Source organism: Arthrobacter sp. StoSoilB19 (assembly GCF_019977275.1).
GTDB lineage: Bacteria > Actinomycetota > Actinomycetes > Actinomycetales > Micrococcaceae > Arthrobacter.
In genome coordinates, this window is sequence record NZ_AP024650.1 from 2,418,147 (window position 1) to 2,440,504 (window position 22,358).

Here is a 22,358-nt window from a genome sequence, read left to right on the forward strand (position 1 = left end):
CTCATTCCCGCCGGCGGCGCAACGGAGGCTGGTCCCTGAACTCGACGCGGAACGTGACAAGGGACATCTCGAGCCGGCGTCGGAACGCGGACCAGCTGGCGAAGGGGCGCGCGGATACGCCCACCTTCAGCGTGGGATCGTAAATGACGTCCATGTCCGGCCGGAGTCGGTGTGAGATTCCCTCGTGGCGTTGAAGGCTGGTTTCGGCACGAGGTTATCGCCGGGCAGGGGACGGGAGACCTCGTCGGGCGTTGCGCCCCAGCTGCTTGTCCCCGGCGCCTGGGCTTCCTGGAACCAGGGCTCCGGCGCTACTATCTCCCAGCACGCCGCGACGCAGCGGCGTGGGCCAGCGGTTGAGGGGAGCGTGGACGTGGGCGGAGGCAGGGGAACGAGCGGCCCGCACTGGCGGCGTGTGCTGGCGACGCTTGGCAACAACGATGCCAGGACGGCGTACGCCCAAATCGTGCTTGGAGCTGCGGCGCCAGACGTACTGCCCAACGTGAAGGAACAGCGGCGAAACCGGGCCATCGATAGTCTGCTTGAGTCCGGACTCGTGGAACAGCACGCGCCCGGGCGGCTGGTGGCGGCCCAGACGATTTTTCGCGACCTTCTCGCCCAACAGCCCAAGCGTCAACCACAAATCGGGACAGATCGGTTCATGCGGCTTGGACGCATCGAAAGGTACCCGTCAAACTTGGCGCAACGGCGGGAACTCCTTGCCCGGATCGCGGACGAGGTCATGGCGCCCGGAGAACAACTCACTGAGAGGCAGGTCAACGAACGGCTTCTCAGTTACACGGACGACGTGGTGCTGCTGCGAAGGTACATGGTTGACTTCGGACTGCTGCAGCGAACCCCCTCGGGCTCCTCCTACACCCGCCACGTCTAGTTCCGCCAAGTGGGGTGCTCCTCACCGGATTCCTGCCGTGCCGCAGGTGCAGGAGGTGGTAAGTTCGGCCGCATGGAATGCGTCGTCATCTACACCGTCCGTGAAGGCATCGACCGCTCGCGTGTCATGGAGACGTACCCGCGCCACAAGGCCTACTACGAGGCGTTCCATGCGGAAGGCGGGGGGCTCGTGGCCCTGGGTCCATTCCAAACGGCTGACCCGGAGCTTAGTTCCATGGGCATTTTCACTTCCCGACAGGAGGCCGAGCGTTTCGTCGCTGCAGACCCCTTTATTACCGAGGGACTGGCCGAATGCCGGCTCTTGGAGTGGAACGCTGTACACCTCGGGTAGTGGCGCTCCATGGCGTGTCGCACGCAGCCACATAAGAAGTCGCAGAGTCACCCGAAGGAAGCATGCCCAATGAACAAGAACCGGCTGGAAGCGTTCAGCGACGGTGTCCTGGCGATCATCATCACCATCATGGTGCTGGAACTCCATACCCCGGAGGAACCAACGTGGGAAGGTGTGGCCAGCGTCCTGCCCACCCTCTTCAGCTACCTGTTGAGCTTCGTGTATGTCGGAATCTACTGGAACAACCACCACCACATGATCCATTTGGCGAGCCGCGTTAATGGGGCCATCCTGTGGGCCAACCTCCATCTGTTGTTCTGGCTGTCGCTGTTTCCTTTTACAACTCGATGGATGGATGAGTCCGGCTTCGCGCAGGTCCCTGTGCTGCTGTACGGGATCAACCTGCTGTGCGCAGCAATCGCATACTTCATCCTGGAGCGCCGCCTGATTGCTGCTCAAGGCAAGGACGGGGCCCTCGCCAGTGCTGTCGGCCGGGACTGGAAGGGCAAAGCTTCGCCGCTGATCTATCTCCTTGGCATTGCGCTAACCCCTGTCCAGCCCCTGCTCGGGCTCGCCGTTTACACCATCGTGGCCCTTATCTGGCTGGTGCCGGACCGCAGGGTCGAACACTTTGTAACCCGGTCACATCAGAATGGGGCCCACGATTAGCCCGATGGAGATTGGCGCCAGCATCGATGGCCGCCTCCACCATTGGAGCCTTAATACCTCCGTGGTGCGCCTTGCCGCCGAGAAGACGGCCGGGCCGGGTAGGCGAATTCCGCAGGGTCGTGGTTGATTTGAACCGCGGGCGTCGCCACCATGGAACCGTGGAAACGAAAGGCCTCCGTCGCCGGCTCGCCTTTCCCCTGTGCCTGCTGGTAACGGCAGCCGGCACGGCAGGGTGCTCCTATGACTACCCCGATCCGGCCCACGCCCCGGCAGCCGAAGCTGACCGCACGGCCGCACCTGAACCCTTCCGGATAACAGCATCCGCTACCCGTCCCACTGACCCCCTGGTCCTTCAGCGGGAGGCCAGAAACTACCAGGACCTGGACAGCCTTCTCCTGGCCGTGCCGGGGCCGGTTCTCCTTTTTCAAAAGGGTCCGCTGGACGGCCCCGGCAGGGGCTTTGGCACCACGGAAGAAGTCCCCGCGGCGGGCACGTACACGGTCACTGCTGCGTGCGTTGGTGCTGCCAACGCCAAAGTCTTCATCCGGCAGGAGAATCCCAAGGTCATACTCTGGCCCGTCGAGCTCACAGTGGATTGCCCAGGGTCCACGTCCCAAGTCATCACGCTTCAACAGGGCTACGTTTCAGCACACCTGTCCCTGCCCGCGCCGGGAGACGCACCCTGGACGGGAGCTGTTGCCGGAGTACGGGTGACCGGCTGAGGCTGTCACCCCTGCCCGCCGTCAGCATCCCCGGCCACCCCCGGGCGCCGATCCGTTCGGCCGGAGCGCTGCCCGGTGAGAGCTAAGCCTTGTCAGGCCATGGAGGCGCCTTTTATCTTCGAGCGGATGAAGTCGTGATCCTCACCGGAGACAAGCGCCTGCCCGTGCTGCCCTGTGGCCAGGTCCTCCCCGGTTTCCTTCGAGATCACCGCCGTGATGGTCCTGGGCAGCATCTGGCACCCCGGGTTGTCGATCAGCCATTTCTGCGTGGCAGGGTCAAGGCGGTCCCAACGGTCTTTGAGGTTCATTAGCGGGGCATCTCCGTGCTCGGTCCTGCAGAGCCACAACGCTCTGCAGACAGGCTTCGCCTGTCCCAACGCACCAGTAAACCCCGCCCTTCACCCGGAACACAGGGACCAAAGTCCCCACCTCAGGCGGGGCTTCCGGAACGCCTCCTTGTTGCCCGGCCGGTGCTGCTGTGGATACCCATCACTTGCCAACCCATTGGTAAGCATGCTTATTATGAGCGAAGCCGAATGCGAACGGCTGCCAACCAGAGGAGGAGACACCATGGGACTAGGCGACAAGATTGAAAACGCTGCCGAGAAAGCGGGCGGAAAAGGCAAGGAAGCTGCCGGTAACGCCACGGGCGATGACAGCCTGAAGGCGGAAGGCCAAGCGGACCAGGCCAAGGGCGATGTGAAGCAGGCCGGCGAAAAGGTCAAGGACGCATTCAAGCACTGACACCGTTTACGGGAAGGGCGCGCTCAGCGAACGGGGCGCGCCCTTCGTCGTGTCGGGGTGCACTCCAGCCACCCCTGATTGACCTGCGTGCTCGCCCCCTACGTGTTTGGTGCCGCCTGGCTTGCCCTGTTTATCACGGCCCGCCGGCTCCACTTGGCCAGCCGCGCACCGCCCCGAACCAGGCCGCCCCAGCTCCGACCCATGGGTGGCTTGTACAATCTTTCGGCTCTTCGGTGCGGAGTTGCTTCCGCAACTCCCAGTTGCGCCGTCCTAAACTTTGGCCATGCACCCCTTAGCGGCAATAGGGCTGGTTTTTCTCGCCGGGCTTGCCTGGTTGGGCACCGTCCTGACCCTGCTCGTTGCCTTGGCCAAAGCCCGACGCCGGCTGCCGGCTGACGTCGGGCAGGCAGCCCAGAGCGTGGAGACGCAAGGCTCCGCTGGCAGTGGGGCCATAACGTAAACGGCATGGCACATTGCTGCCGACGGCGACCTGTCGCCGGCCTGACGCGACCGCCCGGTATTACCTGGCGGCCGCGGCCCAGCAGTCAGCCATGCCCCGACGGTGGACCGGCGGGATCCCGGGGCTTCAAGGAGCCTGGGAGTCAATGGCCTTCCGGTCGATGGACTTGAGGGCGGCCAGACGTGCTTCCACTTCGGTCTGCTCTCCGAGGTCTTCCAGGGAGGCGAACTGGGCATCGAGGGATGAGGCTGCGAGTTCCTGCTGGCCGCGAACGGTGGCCTCTTGGCGTCGGATCCGCTCCTCATACCGCCCGATGGCCGACGTCGGATCACCGGCGTCCAGGGATTTGAGGGCATCGTGGATCCGGGACTGCGCGGCCGCCGTCCGGGATCTGGCTACCAGCTCGTTGCGCTTGGCCGTCAGCTCGTGCAGCTTGCCCTTCATCTGGTCGAGCCCACCCTTGAGCTTGTCGACCACTTCGTTCTGGGCCGCAAGCCCGGGTACGGCGTCTTTCACGAGCTTCTCGGCGGCCATCTGCCGCTGCAGGGCAACCTTGGCGAGGTTGTCGAACTTCTGCGCATCGGCGAGGTTGCCGGCGGACCGGAACTCGTCGCCCTTCCTGGACGCGGCCAGAGCCTTGCGGCCCCATTCGTTGGCGTCGGCGACGTTACGTTTGTGGTCCTCCTCCAGCATCCGGAGGTTGCCTATGGTCTGGGCGATCGCGGCCTCGGCTTCGCGGATATTCTCCGAGTAATCCCGGACCATCTGGTCCAGCATTTTCTGCGGATCCTCCGCGGAGTCCAGGAGGGCATTGAGGTTTGCCTTGGCCAACTGGGCCACGCGGGCGAAAATACTCTGCTTCACGGGATTCTTTCTATCAGTAGTGGAATTCGCATCCTATGTGTTCGGCACCGCAGGGGACCAGATTCCCTACGCTATGCCTGCCACCCGCCCCGCCTACTTGGTGGCCAGGTCGTGGCGGCGGAAGGTTCCGGCGATGGAGAGTTTCCGGCCGTATTCGATGGACCCGTACCGGAACAGGTGGACAGCCAGCCGCAGGATAATAAGGCCGACGACGAAGAGTTCGACGATGACGATGGCGGATTCAACTGGGTTCAGGGTGCCGAACCCGTTGCGGAGCAGGGCGGTCACCGGAGCGGTCAGCGGGAAGTAGGTGAAGATCTGCACGACCAGCGCGCCCGGGTTGGAGATGATCAGGCTGAATGTGTAGAAGGGGATAAACATCATGGCCACAAGCGGGCCGAAGACGGTCCCGGCTTCCTTGGCGGTCGGCATGATCGCCCCTATGGCCACCAGGACCCCGGTAAAGACGGCGAATCCACCCAGCGTGAGAAGGGCCCCTGTGATCATGGGGCCGGGTTCGAAGACCAGGGATGACAGGTCCACCTCGGGCAGGGCAAGGCGGTTCCGGAAAAACAGGTAGGCCAATCCGACCGGGGCCAGGAACACCAGGATCTGGACCAGGCCGACGGCGAACAGCGAGATGATCTTGCCGGTGATCAGGGTGGTTGGATTTAGGGTGGTCAGGATCATTTCAGTGACCCGGTTTTCCTTCTCCTCCAAGGTGGAATTCAGCATCTGGTTCGAAAGAAGGATCATCGAAAAATAGAAGATGACCAGGAACAGCAGTGGTGGAATGATCCCGCCGACGCCCGCGGCGGCCTTGCCGTCCTTGAATATTTCGGAGTCAAATTTTACGGTCCCGGTCAGGGCCGCCGTCAGCTGGGGTGAGCCGACTTGATGCTGGGCCGAGACCGCGAGCAGCTGCTTGGCCACGGCCTCGTACTTGTCGTTCTCAAACGTGCCTTTGTCCGCACCGTACACCTTCACCGGCTCTTTGGCCGGATCGGCAGGGTAGGCGAAGTATGCCTCCGAGGCGCCGTCCTTCACGGCAGCGATCGCGGCTTCGGGGCCGCTGGCAGTTGTTCCGCCGGCCAACTCGGCGGCAGACGCCATGATGATTCCAGAGGCGTCCGTGTACATGAAAGCGAACGTCGCACTCTTCTGGGCGGCGGCGCTGTCCTTTGTGCTGGCGTTGGACGCGTACACGAGGGCGAAGATAATGATAAGAATGACCGGCAGCGCCAGGGTTGCGATGACGAAGCCCCGTTTCTTGATGGTCCGGAAGAACTCGAACGCGATCACGGTCCCAAGGTTGTGCTGTCCCAATGCCCTGTTCAGCCTTCCGCCAGTTCGTGCTGTTCGCCGTACACCTTGATGAAGATCTCATCCAGGGAGATCCGGGCCGGCGTGAATGACCGGACCACGGCCCCGGCTTCGACCAGCTCGCGCAGCACCGCGGCCTCACTGGACCCGGGGCGCGGCGCCAGTTCGGCGACCCCGTCCACGTCGTCGACGACGTCGAACAGTGCCGATGCGGGCAACGGTCCGTCGTGGGTGACCCGGTAGACGGTGCCGCCGAACTCTTCCTGGACCTCTTCCACCGTCCCGTAAGCGTGGGAGACTCCGTCTTTGAGCAGGATTACCCGGTCACACAGCCGTTCGACTTCTTCCATCTGGTGGGTGACCATGATGACGGTGGCGCCGGCCCGCTTGTGCTCTTCGATAATGTCCATCAGCAGCCGCCGGTTCACGGGGTCAAAGCCCTTGGTCGGCTCGTCCAAAATAAGCAGTTCGGGATCGTTCATGATCGTCACGCCCAACTGGACCTTTTGCTGTTGGCCGCTGGAGAGCTTGTCCAACCGGGACTTTGCCTTGTCGGCCAGACCCACCCGCTCCAAATAGTGTCCGGACCAGGACCGGGCCGCGGCCTTGGACAGGCCCTTGAGCCGGCCGAAGTAGACCATGACATCCAGGACGTGTTCCTTTTTGTACAGGCCGCGCTCTTCCGGCAGGTATCCGAGACGGGCCCCGTCGCGGGGCTCAAAGGCTTTGCCCCCTATGTGCAGGATCCCCGCGGTGGGCTGGTAGATGCCCAGCAGCGCCCGCAAAGTGGTGGTCTTCCCGGATCCATTGGACCCCAGGAAACCGAACGTCTCCCCCGCGTGCACGTCGAAGGACAGATCCCGGATGACCGTGGTGTCCCCGAAGTCCATCCGGAAGTCCTGAATGTGCACCAGCGGCTCCTGCGCCGTGTCCCCCATCGTCATGGTTTCAGACTAGCGGTTACCGATCTGCTCGTGTCGCGCAAGTGCCCGGTTGGGCTCAGACTCCGGACCTACCGGATCCCCGCGGCACGAAGGGTCCGGGCCAGTTCACCTGCGGCTGAGTGGAGCGTCTCCACGGTTTTCGAGATGACGTCGTCTGTGGCAAGTTCCACCGGCATGGAGCAGCTCATGGCGTCCGTCCCGGGGATGCGGTACGGAACCACCACGCTAACGCAGCAAAGCCCCACCGTGTTTTGCTCCCACTCAATGGCATGGCCCGTCTTCCGGAACTCAGTCAGCTCGGCCTGAAGCGCCTCGAAATCAGGGACGCTGTTCGGGGTCAGCTGGGGATAGGGCCCGCCGCCAAGCCGCTGCCGGACCTCCGTATCCGTGTACTCGGAGAGGATGGCTTTGCCCAGGGCCGTCACTTGGGCCGGAAGCTTGCGCCCTACCCTTGAGGACAGCCGGCGCCGGTCTACAGCCTGCCGGGTTGCAAGATAGATGACGTCGGACCGGTCGATGCGGGCGTAGTGGGTAGTGAAGGTCGTGGCATTGCGGACCTTTTCCAGAATGGCCGAAACGTGTTCCATCACCGGATCCCTGTCCAGGTACGCCGTACCGCACAGCAGGGCATGCGTGCCGATCCTATAGGCGCCCTCCGGTGTTTGCTCGATCCAGTTGAGCTCCAGGAGCGTCAACAGCAGCCAGTGCAGGCTGGAACGGGGATACCCGGTCTGCTTGAAGATCTCGGCGGTGGTGAGCGGCTGCGGAGCGGACGCCAGGAGCTCAAGGATGGCGATGGTCCGCTCTGCGGACTTGACCAGTTTGACGTCGCCGGGCGCGTCCCCCCGCGTGCCGGCCTGTACATCCAGCGGTGCCATTACCGCTCCCCCTTTCGCCGCACCGGACTGCGGCAGCTCATTTCGCGGCCAGGTGCGGGTAGTTGTCCATACCTACCCTATGACCATCGCTGGCCCAAAACCCGCCAAGGAGTCCCGTTTCAGCGTTCCCCCCGGAAGTATCGACCTCATTGGCATAGAGCTCCGCGTCGTCCTGCGGGTCGTAGCCGATGCGCCGTCCTGCCTGGAGGTTCGCCCAGCCGCGGGTGTTGGCCGAGACAGCCCACACCACGTGATGGCCCGGGGCACCGAGGTCGTTCAGCGCCGCCTCCACGAGCCTGAACGAATCCGCCGGGGAAAGCCACGAACCAAGGGTCCTGGCGTTGCCCGGGCGCTGGCCGCCGGTACCTATCCGGGCACTGACCACTTTCATTCCGTACTTGTCCGCATACAGGCTGCCGAGCGCTTCCGCGGCCACTTTGCTGACCCCGTAGTACGTATCGGGCCGCGGCGGAAGTACAGCATCCGCCGCGGCATCAGCAAGGTCGTGGAAGCCCACGGCGTGCGTGGAACTGGCCAGCAATACGCGTTCGACGCCGTTGCGGCGGGCTGCTTCCAGCGTCACCTGGGTGCCGGTGATGTTGGTGGCAACGATTTCCTGCCAGGTCATTTCCCGGTGGAGTCCGCCCAGGTGGACAACCCCGGATGTGGCCCTGAGGGACGTGTTCATGAAATCTGGATCAGTTACGGATCCCACCAGGGCAACCTCGTTGGGACGCAAATTCCGGGCTTCCACCAGGTCCAGCAGCCGGACTTCATATCCGGCATCAGCAAGGTAGGGACGCAGCAACGTGGCCATCATGCCGGCACCACCCGTCATGGCGATCGCCTGTGCTTTCTGTGCTGCCGGCAAGTTTCCTCCAATGGTTGACAGCCTGTGATGCTAATCACACTCTCATGAAGTATGTTTCAGATGATAGCAGATGTTTATATATGTAAAAGGAGAATCAGAGTGGATTCGAAGCTCAAGGCACACTCCCGTGCGGCTCTGGCATTGGCGGTGACCTCAGCCACCCTGCTAACGGGCTGTGGCAGCGGGTCGTCCGCCCCTGCGGCCAAGGATGACGGCCAGCCCATCGAGGTCTGGGCGCGCGCCGGCACCGACGCCTCCACGACCTACGCGGCGCTGTTCAAGGAATTCACGGCAAAGACCGGTATCCCGGTCAACTTCCAGGGGGTGCCGGACCTGGACCAGCAACTACAGACCAGGGCGGCCTCCAAGAAGCTTCCGGATATCGTCATCAACGACTCCGCGGCTCTTGGCAACTACACTTCCCAGGGCTACCTGCAGAAACTGGACAAGTCAGCGGTGGACGGAGGCGACAAGATCTCCGACTCCCTGTGGAATGAGGCAGTGGGCCAGGACGGGGCTACTTACGGGGTCCCGTTCTCTCGCCAGACGATGGTGACCATGATCAGGAAGGACTGGCGCGAGAAGCTGGGTCTCCCCGTTCCCAAGACGCAGGAAGACCTCGCGGCGCTGGCCACCGCATTCGCTACACAGGACCCGGACGGAAATGGCCAGGCAGACACTTTCGGGATGACCGTTCCGGGATCCACCGAACGTGGATACCTGGGTTGGTGGGCCTCATCGTACCTTTGGCAGGACGGCGGCGCCTACCTGAAGGACAACGGCAACGGAAAGTACACCGCTTCCGCCGCAAGCAGTGAAAGCCAGAAAGGCGTCACCTGGATCAAGCAACAGTTCTGCACGCCCGGCAACACGCAGCCGGGCGTACTGACGGCGGCCACCAGCGCTGCGTCACCCTTTTTCCAGACCGGAAAGACCGGGATCATTCTCACCGGCCCCTACAACTTCTCCTCGTTTGATACGGCGCTGGGCAAAGACCGGTACGAAGTCATCGAAACTCCCAAGGGTTCGGTGGACAACACAGTCCTGGCCGAAGGCGAGAACATCTATGTCACTGCCACCAACGGCAAAAAGGACCAGACAAAGCAGGTTATCGACTACCTCGTGTCCGCCGACGGGCAAAAGGCGGGCATGACCGCCGGCAAGCAGCCGATTGTCCGCGTACCCGTCAATTCCGACGTCGATGCTGCCGCCGTCTACAACGATCCCCGGTGGACCGTCGTCCAGGACGCGCTGAAGAACTCGTCAAAGTCCTTCCCCTCGGCCATCAACTTCGTGCCGATCAAGCAGGCAGCCGCCGAATCCCTGAACAAGATCTTCTCGGACTGGGCGGCGGATAACGTGGCGTCCGGCCTTAAGGATCTCGACTCGGCCATCACCAACGAACTGACAAGCCAGAACGCCAAGTCATGACCGCAACACCAACGAAACCGGCAGGTGCCTTGACGGCGGAGCCGGAGTCAGCGCCACCGGCCCCCCGCAGCAAACGCCGCAACGGCAGACAGACCATGGCCATCTGGTTGTTCCTGGTGCCGGCCGCCGTCCTGGGCCTCTACTTCAAATTCATCCCCATGGCCGAAGGCATTCGGCTGAGCTTTTTCAAAGTGCAGCCGTTCCTGGGGGACGTTTTCGTCGGCTTCGACAACTATGTTGGCGTGCTGACGGATGCACGCTTCTTGGAGGCCCTCGGACACACTGTGGTCCTGGGCGTCACCCAGACCCTCGGCGCACTGGTGGTGGGCTTTCTTCTGGCCCTGCTCCTGGAAGGGCAGGCACGGTCACTGTGGATCCTCCGCACCACCATTTTCCTCCCTGTCGTCACGGCGCTGGCTGTGGTGGGCGAAATCTGGCGCCTGTTGTACTTCCCCACACCGGACGGACCCCTCAACAGCATCCTGGGCTGGCTAGGACTCGGCCCGCTGCAGTTCCTCAACGGTACGGACACGGCACTGTGGTCCATCGCCGTCGTCGGCATCTGGAGCGGCGCGCCCTACAACATGGTGATCATCCTCGCCGGGCTCACCGGGGTGGACCGCTCCCTATATGAGTCTGCGGGCGTGGACGGAGCCACGGTCTGGCAGCGACTGCGGTACATCACGCTGCCGGCCCTTCGTCCTTCACTGGTGACCGTCCTGACGTTGGCAGCCATCCGCAGCCTGCGCAGCTTCACGGAAGTGTACGTACTTACCGGAGGCGGCCCGGCCGGCTCAACAGAGGTGTGGATGACCCGCATGTATTCCCTGGGATTCCAGCGGAACGATATTGGCGTGGCCTCTGCCGCGGCAGTCCTGCTCCTGGTGGCCACCCTGCTCCTGACCGTTGGAACCCAGCTCCTGGCCAAAAGGAAGGCAGCACGATGAGCCAGACACTGACCCGAAAGAACTCCCGCACGGCCAGGCCGTCGTCCTCCGCCAGGTTCGACACGGCCCTGGGATGGTCGCCCCGTTTTGGACCCAACATGGTCCTGCGGATGCTGCTCTGCGCACTGGTGTTCTGCATTTTCGCCCTGCCGTTCCTGGCCATCATCTCCGGCGCTTTTGACCGGAACTCCAGCCCGACCGAGATTTCGCTGCTGCCCAAGACATTCACGCTCCAGAACTTCCAGGCAGCACAGCAGCAGGGTCTGTGGGGTTACCTGCTGAACTCCCTGGTGGTGGCCGGCGGAGGGCTCCTGCTCCAAATGACCGTTTCCGTGTTCGCCGCCTACAGCCTCAGCCGCAGGAAATTCCGGGGACAGGCCCTGGTCCTCCTGCTGGTCCTGATGACCATGATGCTCCCCGAGGAGATCATCGGCATCCCCCTGTCCCTGGTGTTGGGTGACCTCCCGCTGCTGGGCATCAGTTTGCGGGGAACCGTCCTTGCCGTCATCCTGCCGGTGGGCATCTGGGGCTTCTCCATCTTCATCATGAGCGAATTCATGAAGGAGATTCCCGCGGAAATCGAGGAGGCTGCCCGGCTTGACGGGGTGGGTGAGTTCCGCATGCTCTTCACCATCATCCTGCCTCTGTGCAAGCCGGCGCTGGGCGTCATCGGGATTTTCGGCTTCATGATGGTCTGGGACCAGTACCTCCTCCCCCTCATCGCGGCCAATGACCCCGGAGACTACACCCTGACCGTGGCGCTGGCGGTACTTCGCAACGACACCACAGTCGGACCCGGCGTGCTGCTGGCGGGTGCCCTGATGGCCATGATTCCCAGCCTCCTGGTGTACCTCTTCCTGCAAAGCTCCATGATCCGCGGCATCACCTCGGGCGCAACCAAGGGCTAGGGAAGGCCCGGCCTCCCCAACCCTCCACGAAAGAATTTCCATGAATATCAGCTCAATTGTTCCTGCCACCGCGGCACCCACCGCGGCAGACCTGACGATCAACGACATCACCATCACACCGATCGCCTTTTCCGATCCACCGCTCCTGAACGCCGTCGGCGTCCACGAGCCCTTGGTCCATAGGGTGGTCATTGAAGTCCGCACCGCCAACGGGCTCCTGGGCCTGGGCGAATGTGCCGGCGGCCAGAGCCGCCTGGACAACCTCGCCGCCGGCGCCAATGCCATCAAGGGCGTCAGTATCTTTGAAACCTCCACAATGGAGCGGCTCATCAACCAGGCGCTGGACCCAAATCTCTCTGCCTTTGAACGGGCTGCCGTCTTCTCCGCCTTCGAAGTCGCTGCCCTGGATATCCAGGGGCATGCAACGGGCAGGACCGTGAGCGAACTGCTCGGCGGCACTGTGCGGGACGAGGTCCCCTTCAGCGCCTACCTCTTCTACAAGTGGGCGGAACACCCTGCTCACGATGGACGCCCGGCCATTTCCGACGGCTGGGGCGAGGCGCTGGATCCGGAGGGCATCGTCCGGCAGGCTCGCCGGATGATCACCGAGTACGGATTCAAATCCATCAAACTCAAGGGCGGCGTCTTTCCACCCGCCCGTGAAATTGAAGCTATCCGGGCTTTGCGTGAAGCGTTCCCGGACCTTCCGCTCCGGCTGGACCCCAACACTGCCTGGACGGTGGAGACCTCGAAATGGGTGGCGGCCGAAACGAGCGGGCTGCTTGAGTACCTGGAAGATCCGACGCCGGGCCTGGAGGGAATGGGCCAGGTCGCGGCTGCTGCCCCCATGCCGCTTGCCACCAATATGTGCGTCGTGGCCTTCGACCACATCAAAAAGAGTGTGGAACTCGATTCCGTCCAGGTAATCCTCGGTGACCATCACTACTGGGGCGGCCTCCGCCACACCCGGGAACTGGGCACCATCTGCGAAACCTTCGGAATAGGATTGTCCATGCATTCCAATTCCCACCTTGGCATCAGCCTTGCTGCCATGGTCCACGTCGCCGCCGCAACGCCTGCCCTGACGTACGCCTGTGATACCCACTATCCCTGGAACGGGCACAACGACGTGGTCAAGCCCGGAGCCCTGAAGTTTGTGGACGGCAGCGTGCCGGTTCCCACCGGCACCGGCCTTGGCGTGGAGCTGAACCGGGAGAAACTGGCTGAACTCCACCAGCAGTACCTGGACGCCCGCATGACGGCGCGGGATGACACGGGCTACATGCAGCGTTTTGTCCCCGACTTCACGGCTGCCCTCCCCCGGTGGTAGGTCCGCAGGTGATGCAGGTTACCGGCTATCTCTATCCGTGGGATGTACTGGGCGACCCGAAGGCGGTGTCATGGGTCAGGGACACCGGCGTTGACCGCGTGGCGCTTGCGGCCGCATACCACTCGGTGCGGGCCGGAACCCCACGGCATCCCACCCGGCGCGTCGTGGACGCCCGGTCGGCAGCCCTCTACGTTCCGGAAGGCGGTGCTTTCGCAGGCCGGCAGCTGATACCCGGCAACGCGAGGGAATGGACCGGGACGGAGAACGGATTCGGCGAGGCCGCAGCGGCATTTCAGGCGGAGGGCCTTCCCGTGGACGCGTGGACGGTGCTGACCCACTCCAGCGCAGTGGGCGGAAACAGCCCCGGCCTCTGCGTACAAAATGCCTTCGACGAGGTCTACAGGTACGCGCTGTGCCCGTCGCAGCCTCAGGTCCGCTCCTACGCTGCGTCCCTGGTGCGCCAAGTCCTGGAGATGGGACAGCCGGATGGGTTGATCCTCGAAGCGGCGGGTCCGCTGGGTTTCAGCCACCAGAACCGGCATGAGAAGACCGAGGGAGCCGAGTACTCAACCTGGGTGCAGGCGCTGTTGTCGCTGTGCTTCTGCGATGCATGCGCCACCGGGTACGAGGCCCGCGGGTTGCCCGCCGCCGGGTATCAAAGCCGGGTCCGCTCTGCCGTCGCGCAGGCCGATGATGCCCGAATGACAGCTGCATTTGCGTCCGGGGCAGCGGCGTTCCTTCCCCTCCTGGAGGTACGGTGGGATGCCACGGCGATGCTGCTGGATGAGTGCTTGGCAGCGATCGAAGCCACCGGCTCCCGCCCCCGGCTGTCGCTGCACGCCACGCCGGACCCCTGGGCCACGGGGCCCTTCGTTCCGGTGGAGGCGCTCCGCAGGAGCAGGCTCTGGGGGCACCGGGGTGACCTCACCGCCGTCGTACCTTGCTGGGGCGAGCCCAGCGAAGGCGCCGTGACGGTCGAAGCCATGTTGGCCGCCGGCTTGCGGGTGGGTGCGTATGTCCTGGCGCTGCCGCCGAAGACGGCCGACGGCGGCAGGCTGGCAAGCGAGTGGCAGGTGCTTTGTGCAGCGGGAGCCAGGGAACTGCACGTGTATCACCTCGGGCTTGCCTCCTCCCGGCGCCTCTCCGCTGTTGCGGGAGGACTGATGAGTCTGCGCTGAGGGTTGGAAGCAGCCGGTGACGGCCATCGCCACGGGCACGATGGCGTCGATTGCCGGCCCCGACCAGGCCGGCGGCGGCGCAGGGAAGACGGCACACTAACCCTCATGTGCCTAAACTACTGACATGCCCACACGTGTTCACGAATTTGCCTGGCCTGACCGGGTCGTCATCGGCACCATTGGTGTTCCGGGGGCGCGAACGTTCTACCTGCAGGTACGTGCAGGTAGGCAAATTGTGAGCATCGCACTGGAGAAGCAGCAGTCTGCCCAGCTCGCCGAAAAGATTGACGAAATCCTCGACGAGCTCATCGCCCTTGACGGCAATCCCTTCAGTGTTCCCACGGGTACTCCCATCGAGCTCGTCGACAATGACCAGCTCGAGGCAGTCCAGGAGCAGTTCAGGGCCGGCGCCATGAGTTTGGGCTGGGACCCGACAACGGCGCAGATTGTGATAGAGGCCTACCCGATCATTGAAGTCGGTGCTGATGAAGACGTCGAATTGCTTGCTGGGAACGCCGCTGACGTGGCCGAAATGTTGCTGGTGCGGATGCCGGTGGGCACCGCCCGCGCATTCGCCAAACGGACCCGGGACGTAGTGGGTGCCGGGCGTCCGGCATGCCCGCTCTGCGGTTATCCCATGGACGCCGACGGGCATACCTGCACTCTTCCTGAAGTCTGATGCCAGGGAGCCTGGACGGTACTGGCGGGTCTACCGCAAAGCTGTCCGCAGCCGTTCCTTGAGGTCTTCAAGTGATTCACGCCATTCCGGTTCGTCAGCGTTGTCCCACAGTTCAGCAAGCTCGGACTTCTCCCCGGCAACCCGTTCAACTGCTTCCAGTGCCATCTCCACGTCTTCGGCGGTGACCTCTGCCCCGCGGGCAGCCACCCAGGTCGCCACGGTCTCCGGGAGATCGCCCAGCGGGTTGCCTTGGCTGGCGGAGGTCACTTCGGCGGCGGCGATAGCGACAGCCCCTTCGGGTGCCTCGACATACCTGTGACCTGCCTTCGCCAACGCCTGGCGCACGACGTCGACCCCTCCGGTCTCCAGCTCGTCCAGCCAGTCCAGCGCGTCGTCGTTCTCAAACGGCAGGTAGCCCCATGCACCCACGTGGTTCCCCTTCCGGTTAACGGCTAGTGGCTCCAATATGCCAGACCGCGCCGTTGCAGGTCATACACGCGGTGGATGCCTGCAAAGCTTTTCGAGAGTGCGTGCTGAAAGTGCGGTTGTTGGCGCGGAGTGGTGGCCCGCAAAATGTCACACCCCCCTTGGATGATGAGTACATGGGAAGCGAAGCGGTGGCAACGGCTTTTGAAGCGATCGACTTCTCGATTGCCCTGCTCCGCGCCGAGGTAGCTGAGTCCCGTAACGGGTTCCCCCAGCACGCCGACCCCCTGGCCGCCGTCGCTGATGGGTGCCTGGACATCCTTGCCGGGATTTCTCGAACCGAGGCCCGGGTCGCTGCGTTGAAGGCGGAGGCAACGGCCAGATACGCGGATTCCGCGCGATCCGCTGCGCCTCCTGACATGCCCGTCCAGGCGCTGGAAATGGCAATAGCGGCCGAGGTGGGCTGCGTACTGGCCATCGGCGATCGGGCTGCGGGCATGCTGTTGGAGCAATCCCATGCTTTGGCGACGTCCTTGCCACTCACCCTGGCAGCACTGCAGGCGGGAACTGTTTCGTGGCAACACGCCACGGTGATGGTGGACGAGACCGCCACCCTTGACCGCGACGCAGCGCGGGCACTTGAGGCGCACTTCCTCGACGCTGACGCGGCCAATTCTGCCCGCGGCTGCCCGGCCGGCGAGATGCCCGCCTTCCGGTTCCGGCGGAAGGCCAGGACTTGGCGCGAACGGCACCACCCGGACAGCATCGAAAAACGCCATGCTAAGGGAGCGCGGGACAGGTGCCTGGAATATGCCCCGGAGCAGGACGGCATGGCGCGGGTGTCTGCCTACCTGCCCGCGGACCAGGCGGCTGCGATCTGGAACCGCATTACTGCCATCGCCCGGGGCCTGCAAGGGCCCCACGAGGACCGGACGCTCACCCAGTTACGGGCAGACGTATTTGCGACGGCAGCCCTGCGAAGCGACAACGGCATCAGCAGCGGCGCGACTAAGGCCGGGGCACCCGGCATCGCCGATGTCCCTACGCCCCGGGCCGAGGTCCTGATCACCGTTCCCGTCTTCTCACTGCTGGGACTGACAGAGGAGCCGGCGATGCTGGACGGGTTCGGACCCATCCCTGCCTCCATGGCCCGGAATCTCCTAACCAATGGAGCGGATTCGTTCCATCGCGTGCTCATAGATCCACGGGACGGGGCCCCGTTGGAAATCGGCCGCACGAGCTACCGGCTGACGAAGGCCATGCGGAACTGGCTACGAATGCGCGACGGCAAATGCCCGTTCCCCGGGTGCAGTAACCAGTCCCTGGACAACGAAGCCGACCACCTCCTGGCCTGGCATCACGGCGGAACCACCGGGATCAGTAACCTGGGACAGCCCTGTCCCCGGCACCACAGACTCAAACACGCCAGCGGCTGGAGACCGACTCCCGCATCAGAGAATGAACCGCCCGGCTGGATTTCACCATCCGGGCGGAAATACAAAAGCGAACATCAGGACTGGGAACCACCTCACTGGCCGTGTTCGTTGGGGCAGCAAGCCACAGAACGGCAACATCCATATCCTCCTATGCCCACCGCGGTGAGGGGGACCGTGGACTATTTTCGGGAACCGCCATCTGCGGGAGAAGCATTCCTTCGTACCTACCTCGATGCCAAATGAACTGCCGGATATGGCAGCAAGGGACCCCGCACAAAACGTGCGGAGTCCCTTGCTGTCGGATCCTGAAAAGAAGAAAGTCTAGAAGTCCCAGTCCTCGTCTTCCGTGTTGACGGCCTTGCCGATGACATAGGACGAACCCGAGCCCGAGAAGAAGTCATGGTTCTCGTCAGCGTTCGGGGACAGGGCCGACAGGATGGCCGGGTTCACGTCGGTGACGGACGCCGGGAACATCGCCTCGTAGCCCAGGTTCATGAGGGCCTTGTTGGCGTTGTAGTGCAGGAACTTCTTGACGTCCTCGGCCAGGCCCACGCCGTCATAAAGGTCGTGGGTGTACTGGACCTCGTTTTCGTACAGCTCGAACAGCAGTTCGAACGTGTAGTCCTTGATCTCCTGGCGGCGTTCCTCGGAGACCTTTTCCAGGCCCTTCTGGAACTTGTAGCCGATGTAGTAACCGTGAACAGCTTCGTCACGGATGATCAGGCGGATCAGGTCGGCGGTGTTCGTCAGCTTGGCGCGGGAGGACCAGTACATGGGCAGGTAGAAGCCCGAGTAGAACAGGAAGCTTTCCAGCAGCGTGGAGGCCACCTTCCGCTTCAGCGGATCGTCACCCTGGTAGTAGTCCATGACGATCTGCGCCTTCTTCTGAAGGTTCTCGTTCTCGGTGGACCAGCGGAATGCCTCGTCGATCTCCTTGGTGGAAGCCAGGGTGGAGAAGATGGAGGAGTAGCTCTTGGCGTGCACTGACTCCATGAAGGCGATGTTCGTGTACACAGCCTCCTCGTGCGGAGTGAGGGCATCCGGAATCAGGGACACCGCACCGACCGTGCCCTGGATGGTGTCCAGCAGGGTCAAGCCGGTAAATACGCGCATGGTGAGCTGCTGCTCGGCCGGCGTCAGCGTGTTCCAGGACTGGACGTCGTTGGACAGCGGCACCTTTTCCGGCAGCCAGAAGTTGTTGACCAGGCGGTTCCAGACGTCGACGTCCTTGTCGTCCTGGATGCGGTTCCAGTTGATGGCCTCGACGTGGCTGAGCAGCTTGACCTTCTCGGTCATGTCATCCCCTATGCGTTGGGTGGGTTTTCTCTAAGTTAAAGCGTACGACGGCGGGCGGGCGCCCGCCGTCGTACTGTCGCGTTGGTTGAAGCTACAGCATGCAGCTGACGCAGCCCTCAACTTCGGTCCCTTCCAGCGCGAGCTGGCGGAGACGGATGTAGTAGATGGTCTTGATGCCCTTCTTCCAGGCGTAGATCTGGGCCTTGTTGATGTCGCGCGTGGTGGCGGTGTCCTTGAAGAACAGCGTCAGGGACAGGCCCTGGTCCACGTGCTGGGTGGCGGCGGCGTAGGTGTCGATGACCTTCTCGTAGCCGATCTCGTACGCATCCTGGTAGTACTCCAGGTTGTCGTTGGTGAGGTACGGCGCCGGGTAGTACACGCGGCCCAGCTTGCCTTCCTTGCGGATCTCAATCTTGGACGCCACCGGGTGGATCGAGGAGGTGGAGTTGTTGATGTAGGAGATCGAGCCCGTCGGCGGCACGGCCTGCAGGTTCTGGTTGTAGATGCCGTGCTCCATGACCGAAGCCTTCAGCGCGCGCCAGTCTTCCTGCGTGGGGATGTGCACGTTCTTGAAGAGCTCGCGGACCTTCTCGGTCTGCGGAACCCATTCCTGCTCCGTGTACTTGTCGAAAAACTCCCCCGACGCGTACTTGGACTTCTCGAAGCCGCCAAACGTCTGGCCGGTTTCGATGGCCAGCAGGTTGGAGGCGCGGACGGCGTGGTACACCACCGAGTAGAAGTAGATGTTGGTGAAGTCCAGGCCCTCTTCAGAGCCGTAGTGGACCCGCTCCCGCGCCAGGTAGCCGTGCAGGTTCATCTGGCCCAGGCCAATCGCGTGGCTCTGGTCGTTGCCCTTGGCGATGGACGGCACCGAGGTGATGTTGGACATGTCCGAGACAGCCGAGAGGGAACGGATGGCCGTCTCGATGGTCAGGCCGAAGTCCGGCGAGTCCATGGTCTTGGCGATGTTCAGTGAACCAAGGTTGCAGGAGATGTCCTTGCCGGTGTCGGCGTAGGACAGGTCATCGTTGTACGTGGTGGGCTGGGAAACCTGGAGGATCTCCGAGCACAGGTTGGACATGATGATCTTGCCGTCGATCGGGTTGGCCCGGTTCACGGTGTCCTCGAACATGATATACGGGTAGCCGGATTCGAACTGGATCTCGGCGAGGGTCTGGAAGAACTCGCGTGCCTTGATCTTGGTCTTCTTGATCCGGGAATCGTCAACCATCTCGTAGTACTTCTCGGTGACCGAGACGTCCGAGAACGGCATGCCATAGACGCGTTCGACGTCATAGGGCGAGAACAGGTACATGTCCTCGTCCTTCTTGGCCAGTTCGAACGTAATGTCCGGAATGACGACGCCCAGGGAGAGGGTCTTGATGCGGATTTTCTCGTCCGCGTTCTCGCGCTTGGTGTCCAGGAACCGGTAGATGTCCGGGTGGTGCGCGTGCAGGTACACGGCGCCGGCACCCTGTCGGGCACCGAGCTGGTTGGCGTAGGAGAAGCTGTCTTCGAGGAGCTTCATCACGGGAATGACGCCGGAGGACTGGTTCTCGATCTGCTTGATGGGCGCGCCCACCTCGCGGATGTTGGTCAGCGCGAAGGCCACTCCGCCGCCGCGCTTGGACAGCTGCAGGGCGGAGTTGATGGAGCGTCCGATCGACTCCATGTTGTCTTCGATGCGGAGAAGGAAGCAGGAGACCAGCTCGCCGCGCTGCTTCTTGCCCGCGTTCAGGAACGTGGGGGTGGCTGGCTGGAAACGGCCTTCGATGATTTCATCCACCATCTGCAGGGCCAGCTGCTCGTTGCCGCGCGCCAGGTGCAGTGCCACCATGCAGACGCGGTCCTCGTAGCGCTCCAGGAAGCGCTTGCCGTCGAACGTCTTCAACGTGTAGGAGGTGTAGAACTTGAAGGCACCCAGGAAGGTCTCGAAGCGGAACTTCTTCTTGTAGGCGCGGTTGAACAGCTCACGGATGAAGTTCATCGTGTACTGGTCCAGCGTCTCGCGCTCGTAGTACTGGTTCTTCACCAGGTAGTCGAGCTTCTCCTCCAGGTCATGGAAGAACACCGTGTTGTTGTTCACGTGCTGCAGGAAGTACTGGTGCGCGGCCTCGCGGTCGGCGCCGAACTGGATTTCGCCGTTGGGACCGTAGAGGTTCAACATGGCGTTCAGCTCGTGATAGCCCAGCCCCTTATACGCGGCGGGCATCTCAGGCTTCTGGGACCTGGTTACTTCTGTGTCTGCGACAGTCGTGTCCAAAACGTGTCCAATCCTTGGTTGACCCGGGTAACGTCTTCCGGCGTTCCCATAAGTTCGAATCGATAGAGGTGGGGTACGTGGCATTTGGCGGCGATGATGTCCCCGGCCATGCAGTAGTTGTCCCCGAAGTTTGTGTTTCCGGCGCCAATCACGCCGCGGAGCAGTTTCCTGTTCTGCGGGTTGTTGAGGAACCGGATGACCTGTTTGGGAACGGACCCCTCTCCCCCGGTGCCACCGTAGGTGGGCACCACCAGCACGAATGGCCGGGTAGCGAGGAGGGGTGCGTCCTTTGGATAGAGCGGGATCCGGGCAACCTCACGGCCTAGCTTCGCGACGAAGCGGCTGGTGTTCTCGGATGCTGATGAAAAGTAGATGAGCTGGCTGCCGGTGCGGACCGGTTCAGCCTGGTCCTGCGACCCGGCCGGCGGGGACACCTCCACGCGCTGAGCCGCGTGGATGGGAACAACCTGGTGAATTGGTAAGGCCTCGCGGTCATGCTGTGCTGCTGGTGCTGCCACGTGAGTCACCTCAGCTGGTTGCTGGTTGCCGGCAGGAGAAGCGGAACTCCTAAGCCACGGAGGAAACGGCGGAAAGTGCCAGTTCCTCGATCTTGTCGGGGCGGAAGCCGGACCAGTGGTCCTGGTCGGTGACCACAACGGGAGCCTGCATGTAGCCAAGTGCCTTCAGTCGCTCGAGTGCCTCGGCGTCCTGGGAGATGTCAACGCTCTGGTAGGTGATGCCCTTCTTGTCGAGCGCGCGGTAGGTGGCGTTGCACTGAACACAAGCAGGCTTCGTGTAAACCGTTACGGTCATTGTCCCTGTCCCCTTAGTTGAAATCTTGCTGGCCCGGTGTCCCCGTCCAGCTGTATGTAGATACTACATGTAGTGCAGACGCCTCTTTGGAACCCCAAGATGATGTATTACAAGTATGTCATTTAATGCACCGTTAATCCACAGGCAGGGGCGGGAAAAATGCCCGGAATCGCGGGTTTTTTGCGGGCTGGGTCCACACCCTGTGGAGTACTTAGCCACATTTAAAGGACCGCGTGTCGCACGGCTGCGGCGTGTCGCGCCCTGTTTCCTTCCGCATGAAAAGGGTCCGTGACCACTACATGTAGTGGTCACGGACCCGGGTTCCGCTCCCTGCGGCGAAGGTGTGTCCAGCTTGCCCGGGGTTTCCTACCGCTTGGCGGAGTTGAGGTTGGCGATGGAGGTGGACAACGCCGTGGCGAAGCCGCACCACGCCGCGTAGGGAGCCAGCGATACCCCGGCCGCACGGTTCAGCCGATAGGTGCGGCGCACCAGATCGGCGCTGCTGGCGGCGAGCAGGGCGGCCTCGGCCGCCGCAAGCCAGGGCCTGCGTGAGCGCCAGAAGAACCAGCTCCACGATGCATTGAGGACCAGGTTGGCAGCCAATGCACTCCGGTAGGCGCGGAGCTCCCGGCGGGAGCCCTTGCCACCCGGGTCGGATGTGCCGGCCGGGGTGGCAGCAGCCCGGTCCAGTTCAGCAGCCCGGTCCAGTTCAGCAGCCCGGTCCAGTGCGACGGCGGACGTCACCGCGAGGTCTGCATACAGGGCCGTCCATACCAGCGGGAAGGCGATGGCCGGCGGCTGCCAGTCAGGCTTGCGCAGCCGCAGGTACCAGCTGCCCTGCGGATCCGTAGCCACTCCGCCCGCGGCGGCTGTGGCAACCGTCGCCGCCGTCGTCCATGCAAGTGTTTTCAGTCTCATGGCCGGAACCTCCGATTC

General features: G+C 63.0%; 26 protein-coding genes. 13 read left to right on the plus strand and 13 right to left on the minus strand.

All coding sequences use genetic code 11. The annotated features are described in order from the left end of the window. Position 1: 1 nt before the first annotated feature. Positions 2–154: a hypothetical protein gene (locus LDO86_RS11065; RefSeq protein WP_224083984.1), complete on the minus strand. Its 153-nt coding sequence runs from the start codon at positions 152–154 to the stop codon at positions 2–4. A gap of 30 nt (positions 155–184) precedes the next feature. Between LDO86_RS11065 and LDO86_RS11070 the strand changes: the two genes are divergently transcribed. From LDO86_RS11070 to LDO86_RS11085, 4 genes are all read left to right on the plus strand, one after another. Beyond that, entirely contained in the window at positions 185–889 is a 705-nt protein-coding gene (locus LDO86_RS11070) for a DUF2087 domain-containing protein (protein ID WP_224083985.1), read from the plus strand. 72 nt (positions 890–961) lie between these two features. Further along, positions 962–1,240 carry a YciI family protein gene (locus LDO86_RS11075; protein WP_018769410.1) on the plus strand — a complete coding sequence of 93 codons (279 nt, stop codon included), beginning with the start codon at positions 962–964 and terminating at the stop codon, positions 1,238–1,240. A 69-nt stretch (positions 1,241–1,309) separates the two neighbouring features. After that, positions 1,310–1,909: a TMEM175 family protein gene (locus LDO86_RS11080; RefSeq protein WP_018769411.1), complete on the plus strand. Its 600-nt coding sequence runs from the start codon at positions 1,310–1,312 to the stop codon at positions 1,907–1,909. A gap of 158 nt (positions 1,910–2,067) precedes the next feature. Beyond that, positions 2,068–2,631 (plus strand): hypothetical protein, encoded by a 564-nt coding sequence (locus LDO86_RS11085; RefSeq protein WP_224083986.1) that lies wholly within the window; start codon positions 2,068–2,070, stop codon positions 2,629–2,631. Positions 2,632–2,723: 92 nt separating this feature from the next. On the opposite strand, the gene LDO86_RS11090 is transcribed toward LDO86_RS11085, so the two are convergent. Beyond that, the gene (locus tag LDO86_RS11090) at positions 2,724–2,939 is read right to left on the minus strand and encodes a hypothetical protein (RefSeq protein ID WP_018769413.1); all 216 of its coding nucleotides are present in this window, start codon (positions 2,937–2,939) and stop codon (positions 2,724–2,726) included. A 262-nt stretch (positions 2,940–3,201) separates the two neighbouring features. Here LDO86_RS11090 and LDO86_RS11095 point away from each other — a divergent pair, with 262 nt between their 5' ends. Together LDO86_RS11095 and LDO86_RS11100 are read left to right on the plus strand one after the other, a co-directional pair. Then, entirely contained in the window at positions 3,202–3,375 is a 174-nt protein-coding gene (locus tag LDO86_RS11095; protein ID WP_018769414.1) for a CsbD family protein, read from the plus strand. 283 nt (positions 3,376–3,658) lie between these two features. Beyond that, positions 3,659–3,835, plus strand: a complete 177-nt coding sequence (locus tag LDO86_RS11100; RefSeq protein WP_018769415.1) for a hypothetical protein — start codon at positions 3,659–3,661, stop codon at positions 3,833–3,835. Between the two features lie 126 nt (positions 3,836–3,961). Here LDO86_RS11100 and LDO86_RS11105 read toward each other — a convergent pair whose 3' ends face one another. The 5 genes from LDO86_RS11105 to LDO86_RS11125 form a co-directional block, all read right to left on the minus strand. Next, positions 3,962–4,699 (minus strand): PspA/IM30 family protein, encoded by a 738-nt coding sequence (locus LDO86_RS11105; protein ID WP_018769416.1) that lies wholly within the window; start codon positions 4,697–4,699, stop codon positions 3,962–3,964. Between the two features lie 93 nt (positions 4,700–4,792). Beyond that, on the minus strand, positions 4,793–6,025 hold the full coding sequence (locus LDO86_RS11110) for an ABC transporter permease (protein WP_018769417.1): 1,233 nt from the start codon (positions 6,023–6,025) through the stop codon (positions 4,793–4,795). An 8-nt stretch (positions 6,026–6,033) separates the two neighbouring features. Then, positions 6,034–6,966: an ATP-binding cassette domain-containing protein gene (locus LDO86_RS11115; RefSeq protein WP_026265790.1), complete on the minus strand. Its 933-nt coding sequence runs from the start codon at positions 6,964–6,966 to the stop codon at positions 6,034–6,036. 68 nt (positions 6,967–7,034) lie between these two features. Then, positions 7,035–7,844 carry an IclR family transcriptional regulator gene (locus tag LDO86_RS11120; protein WP_018769419.1) on the minus strand — a complete coding sequence of 270 codons (810 nt, stop codon included), beginning with the start codon at positions 7,842–7,844 and terminating at the stop codon, positions 7,035–7,037. A gap of 37 nt (positions 7,845–7,881) precedes the next feature. Beyond that, positions 7,882–8,715 carry an NAD(P)-dependent oxidoreductase gene (locus LDO86_RS11125; RefSeq protein WP_082581728.1) on the minus strand — a complete coding sequence of 278 codons (834 nt, stop codon included), beginning with the start codon at positions 8,713–8,715 and terminating at the stop codon, positions 7,882–7,884. Positions 8,716–8,814: 99 nt separating this feature from the next. Between LDO86_RS11125 and LDO86_RS11130 the strand changes: the two genes are divergently transcribed. The 6 genes from LDO86_RS11130 to LDO86_RS11155 all read left to right on the plus strand — a co-directional run bounded on the left by LDO86_RS11130 (position 8,815) and on the right by LDO86_RS11155 (position 15,188). Continuing rightward, complete coding sequence (locus LDO86_RS11130; protein WP_018769421.1) at positions 8,815–10,146, plus strand: extracellular solute-binding protein; 1,332 nt, start codon at positions 8,815–8,817, stop codon at positions 10,144–10,146. Beyond that, positions 10,143–11,093, plus strand: coding sequence for a sugar ABC transporter permease (locus LDO86_RS11135; RefSeq protein ID WP_026265792.1), 951 nt, complete (start codon positions 10,143–10,145; stop codon positions 11,091–11,093). Before LDO86_RS11130 ends, LDO86_RS11135 begins: the two co-directional genes overlap by 4 nt. After that, complete coding sequence (locus tag LDO86_RS11140) at positions 11,090–12,001, plus strand: carbohydrate ABC transporter permease (protein WP_018769423.1); 912 nt, start codon at positions 11,090–11,092, stop codon at positions 11,999–12,001. Before LDO86_RS11135 ends, LDO86_RS11140 begins: the two co-directional genes overlap by 4 nt. Positions 12,002–12,041: 40 nt before the next feature. After that, positions 12,042–13,331: a glucarate dehydratase family protein gene (locus LDO86_RS11145; RefSeq protein WP_018769424.1), complete on the plus strand. Its 1,290-nt coding sequence runs from the start codon at positions 12,042–12,044 to the stop codon at positions 13,329–13,331. An 11-nt stretch (positions 13,332–13,342) separates the two neighbouring features. Then, positions 13,343–14,509 carry a hypothetical protein gene (locus tag LDO86_RS11150; protein ID WP_018769425.1) on the plus strand — a complete coding sequence of 389 codons (1,167 nt, stop codon included), beginning with the start codon at positions 13,343–13,345 and terminating at the stop codon, positions 14,507–14,509. Between the two features lie 124 nt (positions 14,510–14,633). Then, on the plus strand, positions 14,634–15,188 hold the full coding sequence (locus tag LDO86_RS11155) for a DUF3090 domain-containing protein (RefSeq protein ID WP_026265793.1): 555 nt from the start codon (positions 14,634–14,636) through the stop codon (positions 15,186–15,188). A gap of 30 nt (positions 15,189–15,218) precedes the next feature. On the opposite strand, the gene LDO86_RS11160 is transcribed toward LDO86_RS11155, so the two are convergent. After that, positions 15,219–15,617, minus strand: a complete 399-nt coding sequence (locus LDO86_RS11160; RefSeq protein WP_018769427.1) for a DUF4259 domain-containing protein — start codon at positions 15,615–15,617, stop codon at positions 15,219–15,221. Between the two features lie 173 nt (positions 15,618–15,790). On the opposite strand from LDO86_RS11160, the gene LDO86_RS11165 reads away from it, so the two are divergent. Continuing rightward, positions 15,791–17,293, plus strand: a complete 1,503-nt coding sequence (locus LDO86_RS11165; protein ID WP_224083987.1) for an HNH endonuclease signature motif containing protein — start codon at positions 15,791–15,793, stop codon at positions 17,291–17,293. 78 nt (positions 17,294–17,371) lie between these two features. Here the strand turns inward: LDO86_RS11165 and nrdF are convergent, their stop codons facing one another. The 5 genes from nrdF to LDO86_RS11190 form a co-directional block, all read right to left on the minus strand. After that, positions 17,372–18,346: a class 1b ribonucleoside-diphosphate reductase subunit beta gene (gene nrdF / locus LDO86_RS11170; protein ID WP_018769429.1), complete on the minus strand. Its 975-nt coding sequence runs from the start codon at positions 18,344–18,346 to the stop codon at positions 17,372–17,374. Positions 18,347–18,437: 91 nt separating this feature from the next. Further along, positions 18,438–20,558: a class 1b ribonucleoside-diphosphate reductase subunit alpha gene (nrdE, locus tag LDO86_RS11175; protein ID WP_018769430.1), complete on the minus strand. Its 2,121-nt coding sequence runs from the start codon at positions 20,556–20,558 to the stop codon at positions 18,438–18,440. 20 nt (positions 20,559–20,578) lie between these two features. Next, positions 20,579–21,049: a class Ib ribonucleoside-diphosphate reductase assembly flavoprotein NrdI gene (gene nrdI / locus LDO86_RS11180; RefSeq protein ID WP_018769431.1), complete on the minus strand. Its 471-nt coding sequence runs from the start codon at positions 21,047–21,049 to the stop codon at positions 20,579–20,581. Positions 21,050–21,176: 127 nt separating this feature from the next. Then, positions 21,177–21,422: a glutaredoxin-like protein NrdH gene (gene nrdH, locus LDO86_RS11185; protein WP_013601222.1), complete on the minus strand. Its 246-nt coding sequence runs from the start codon at positions 21,420–21,422 to the stop codon at positions 21,177–21,179. 366 nt (positions 21,423–21,788) lie between these two features. Continuing rightward, the gene (locus LDO86_RS11190; protein WP_018769432.1) at positions 21,789–22,340 is read right to left on the minus strand and encodes a TspO/MBR family protein; all 552 of its coding nucleotides are present in this window, start codon (positions 22,338–22,340) and stop codon (positions 21,789–21,791) included. Positions 22,341–22,358 lie beyond the last annotated feature (18 nt).

What these genes read in the sequence shown, in the direction of transcription:
- LDO86_RS11165 (WP_224083987.1), top strand. Translation starts at nt 15,791, where the DNA reads ATGGGAAGCGAAGCGGTGGCAACGGCTTTTGAAGCGATCGACTTCTCG.
- LDO86_RS11080 (WP_018769411.1), top strand. Translation starts at nt 1,310, where the DNA reads ATGAACAAGAACCGGCTGGAAGCGTTCAGCGACGGTGTCCTGGCGATC.
- LDO86_RS11155 (WP_026265793.1), top strand. Translation starts at nt 14,634, where the DNA reads ATGCCCACACGTGTTCACGAATTTGCCTGGCCTGACCGGGTCGTCATC.
- nrdH (WP_013601222.1), bottom strand. Translation starts at nt 21,422, where the DNA reads ATGACCGTAACGGTTTACACGAAGCCTGCTTGTGTTCAGTGCAACGCC.
- nrdF (WP_018769429.1), bottom strand. Translation starts at nt 18,346, where the DNA reads ATGACCGAGAAGGTCAAGCTGCTCAGCCACGTCGAGGCCATCAACTGG.
- LDO86_RS11145 (WP_018769424.1), top strand. Translation starts at nt 12,042, where the DNA reads ATGAATATCAGCTCAATTGTTCCTGCCACCGCGGCACCCACCGCGGCA.
- LDO86_RS11190 (WP_018769432.1), bottom strand. Translation starts at nt 22,340, where the DNA reads ATGAGACTGAAAACACTTGCATGGACGACGGCGGCGACGGTTGCCACA.
- LDO86_RS11075 (WP_018769410.1), top strand. Translation starts at nt 962, where the DNA reads ATGGAATGCGTCGTCATCTACACCGTCCGTGAAGGCATCGACCGCTCG.
- nrdE (WP_018769430.1), bottom strand. Translation starts at nt 20,558, where the DNA reads ATGCCCGCCGCGTATAAGGGGCTGGGCTATCACGAGCTGAACGCCATG.
- LDO86_RS11095 (WP_018769414.1), top strand. Translation starts at nt 3,202, where the DNA reads ATGGGACTAGGCGACAAGATTGAAAACGCTGCCGAGAAAGCGGGCGGA.
- LDO86_RS11135 (WP_026265792.1), top strand. Translation starts at nt 10,143, where the DNA reads ATGACCGCAACACCAACGAAACCGGCAGGTGCCTTGACGGCGGAGCCG.
- LDO86_RS11065 (WP_224083984.1), bottom strand. Translation starts at nt 154, where the DNA reads ATGGACGTCATTTACGATCCCACGCTGAAGGTGGGCGTATCCGCGCGC.
- LDO86_RS11090 (WP_018769413.1), bottom strand. Translation starts at nt 2,939, where the DNA reads ATGAACCTCAAAGACCGTTGGGACCGCCTTGACCCTGCCACGCAGAAA.
- LDO86_RS11100 (WP_018769415.1), top strand. Translation starts at nt 3,659, where the DNA reads ATGCACCCCTTAGCGGCAATAGGGCTGGTTTTTCTCGCCGGGCTTGCC.
- LDO86_RS11150 (WP_018769425.1), top strand. Translation starts at nt 13,343, where the DNA reads ATGCAGGTTACCGGCTATCTCTATCCGTGGGATGTACTGGGCGACCCG.
- LDO86_RS11140 (WP_018769423.1), top strand. Translation starts at nt 11,090, where the DNA reads ATGAGCCAGACACTGACCCGAAAGAACTCCCGCACGGCCAGGCCGTCG.
- LDO86_RS11120 (WP_018769419.1), bottom strand. Translation starts at nt 7,844, where the DNA reads ATGGCACCGCTGGATGTACAGGCCGGCACGCGGGGGGACGCGCCCGGC.
- LDO86_RS11115 (WP_026265790.1), bottom strand. Translation starts at nt 6,966, where the DNA reads ATGACGATGGGGGACACGGCGCAGGAGCCGCTGGTGCACATTCAGGAC.